Below are 3,272 nucleotides of genomic sequence, written 5' to 3'. Positions count from 1 at the left end.
GTTCTTCGGATAACCGAACAAGACCAACTCGAATCAAAGGAGCATTGCCGAGATCAAAAGGACGTATAAATTCTTTGATCACAGAACCAACAACGGATTCGTTGGATTCGTAATGTTCTATTTTTAAGCTGTTACTCTTTTCTATGATTTGTACCAGTTCATCATTAATAAAATTAAAGTATGTACGTAACCCCTCATGTCGTTTTAATAACTTCTCAAACGTACCCCCCAAAAATTCTCTATCTAACACGCCTTTTATATCTACAACATATGGCAGATTGTAAGCAATTGAATTCCTGTCATATTCATAAATAAAATGAAGTCTTTGTTGTGAAGAAGATAGCTTATATTGAGTCTTTAGCTCTGTAGTAGGTATTGCCGAAAAGTCGCTGTTTCCACTGAAATTTTTATAAAAGTTCAAGATTTCATTTTTTCTAGACTTAATTTCCGATATCAATTGCTTAGTTAATAATTCTTCCCTCGCTTTTACTTTAAGTTCATCACCCTCCTTTATCGAAATAAAGATACCTTGCTCACCCAGTATTTTTATATATTTTTCTATTCTCATTGGTTCTAGAATTATTGATTTATGTACATTATAAATTTCCTTATGGAAGGATTCGCCTAAAACCCGATATCGCAGGGCTTAGTCAAAGGAAGGCACGTTATGATTTAGTAGTATTGTTTTCACTGTGACAAACTTATTTACAATGAAATTATCCAGACTTCTTCTTTGAGGTTTTAATATAAAGATGCATAATCCTTAAATCAAGCAGCCTAGGTGTAAAAGAGTTAGAATTGCAGTCATAGAAATAGACTATGTTACCAGCCATGTAGCGCGATTTGTCAAATTTTAAATTTGTTGAACCGCAATTCCAAAACTAAAAAGCATTAATTAAGGTAATGGGTACAGTTAAATGATAGTAGTTGTAAAATAAAGAAATCTAAATATTTATTTGTTATCAAAAATTTGCAACTGAAATACGCAAGTAGTTTTTTGATAAGGTAAATCCTTAATTACCAATATTTCTACTTTTCAACAATTAATTCTACTGTATATTTCTTATTTCAATCGATAAAAAACTAATTGTAAATTCAATATTTCGTCAGGCAACATTAAGAAGAGTAAAGCATATATTTTGTTTAATCAAGCTCTCAAGTTTAATTCTTTATCATAGAAAAGTTCCTTTTCCCCAAAGAGCCTTTCTGCTGTAATGCCACTTGCTGAACATTCTTCAAGAAGTTTATTTGATTCTAAAATAGGAATGGATTCTTCTGTATACTCTTTTGAGCTAATGAATTTAATCCATGGCTCTTGTCCCATTGCATAAATATATAATTCCTTAGGTTTAAAAATATCAACTAATTCCTTAGCTTGAGTATAATTAGATCCTGAAAGACACCTGGAATTATCCTTATCCCGATCTAAACCATTATTCAACAAGGGACCGTATAACCAACTCAACGGAGCACCCTCGCACTCCATTCCTAAGAAGACCACATTAACTTCGCCTATTTCCTTTTCAACATGGTGATACAAGGCAGGTTCAATATTACAAGAATCCGCTAAAAACATAAGACTGAAATTTTCAATACGTACATGATGACAAATTTTAGATGTTATATCCAAATCGCTATGTTCTCCTATAAATGGTATACCTGTAATAATACAATCTTCAAATTCTAAGGACTCCATATCATCAATTTCAATGATATTCTTAAACCCGATAGCTTTGAACATTAAATCTAAGCTAGGATCTTGTAGTTGTCCGGCCTTTGTTTTAGGAATAACCAAATTCTTGATTTTATGTCTCAAAGGGAGTAATGTTTCCAAGAGTACATGGTCTTGGTGATTATGCGTTATTAAAACATAGTCTAGGGTATCTGGCATGTCAACATCTGAAAATCTGGACACATCTGATTGATAACCATAATAACTTATGATAGGATCAACTAGAATATTAAATCTTGATGTTTCGAGTAAAATACAGGCATGGCCAAAATATCTCATTCTTATTTTATCTCCTTTATAAGTTTCATATGTTCTAGGAGGTTCTCGTGTAAATAATTTTTCAATAAACTGAGAATTTTTATTAATATTTAGTATGTCTTTTATTTGTTCAATTGAAAATGGTTTGTTCTTCATCATACTAATCTTATCGATAGCCTCACTTTTAAATGGAATTTTTAAATGTAAAATATTTGATGAATTTAATCTAGGCGTACTTAGGCAAAACGGTCTCTGGTCGTTATCTGTGACCCATAATGCAATGCTTTGAGATGTTATATCATAGTATTCACTTTTATATAAAAGTGATTCAAATAATCTAAAACTTGGGTTATTATGTAAGTCATATACGAGTTCAACATAACCTTTCAGAATGGGCGGAATTCTTTCATATAATGGCTCCATAGAATATCCTTTAGCCTCATTCAGCAGTAAGTTATCTAAGTCCAAAATAGCCTTTGAAAATAGAATTACTTTTTCTCTTTCTCTGAGAGTATTCTCGAGCAATTTGCTTACCTCTTGGCTTCTATCTGTTTCATAATCCATAAAAGGACCACCTAACAACCTAGGGTTTTTCACAGCTTCTGCATGTAATTCTGGAGTGGATATGTACGAGTTCATTATCTTAATATGCCTATTAATCATATTTAAACCATAAGTTACGGGAGATATAAGATGTGACCAGGCATACCAATGGTCAATCAAAGGTTCAATTACTACATTTGACTTCAAAAAATATTCTCGCGATTTCATGAAAACTTATATTAATCTTCTATTCTATATTTTTTTATATTGAAACTTCATTTAAATCCATATCATCCCCTTTGTAGTTCTTAATCTTGTCCATTGCGTCTATGATTTCTGCTTGTTTCTTTATGGATGATTTATCAAACATTTCTATTATCGGTATTTGAACATTGAACTTTTTAAAAATAAGATTTGATAATACAAGTAAATTCAATGAATCACCCCCGTATTCAAAAAAGGTTCTAGTTGTACTAATAATTGTTTTATCCATTGATAATAAATCTTTCCAAATATCTATCAATTGCTTTTCAATCTCATTGGTTGGCCCTACATAATCATCACTTGTAGTGAGCTCCGGGTCGGGAAGGGCCCTGCGGTCGATCTTGCCGTTAGAGGTCAACGGAAATGAATCCATCTGCACATAGTATTTGGGAAGCATATATTCCGGGAGATAAAGCGATAGATGTTCTTCCAAATCGGACGGGAACAGCTCTTGCTCAGACACATAATATCCTAC

3 protein-coding genes are annotated in these 3,272 nt (G+C 32.2%); all 3 read right to left on the bottom strand.

The genetic code is table 11. From position 1 onward, the window contains the following. On the bottom strand, nucleotides 1–568 hold a 568-nt coding region (locus ACKWCA_RS23885), incomplete at its 3' end, for a condensation domain-containing protein (RefSeq protein WP_413980769.1). A 579-nt stretch (nucleotides 569–1,147) separates the two neighbouring features. Further along, nucleotides 1,148–2,761, bottom strand: coding sequence for an MBL fold metallo-hydrolase (locus ACKWCA_RS23880; RefSeq protein WP_413980768.1), 1,614 nt, complete (start codon nucleotides 2,759–2,761; stop codon nucleotides 1,148–1,150). A 34-nt stretch (nucleotides 2,762–2,795) separates the two neighbouring features. Next, nucleotides 2,796–3,272: phosphopantetheine-binding protein (locus ACKWCA_RS23875; protein WP_413980767.1), on the bottom strand; the 477-nt coding region annotated here is incomplete at its 5' end.

This window comes from Maribacter corallii (genome assembly GCF_047345415.1).
In the GTDB taxonomy this organism is placed as follows: Bacteria; Bacteroidota; Bacteroidia; order Flavobacteriales; family Flavobacteriaceae; genus Maribacter_C.
Note: the sequence above shows the minus strand (reverse complement) of the source record. Positions and strands in the feature narration are given on the sequence as shown.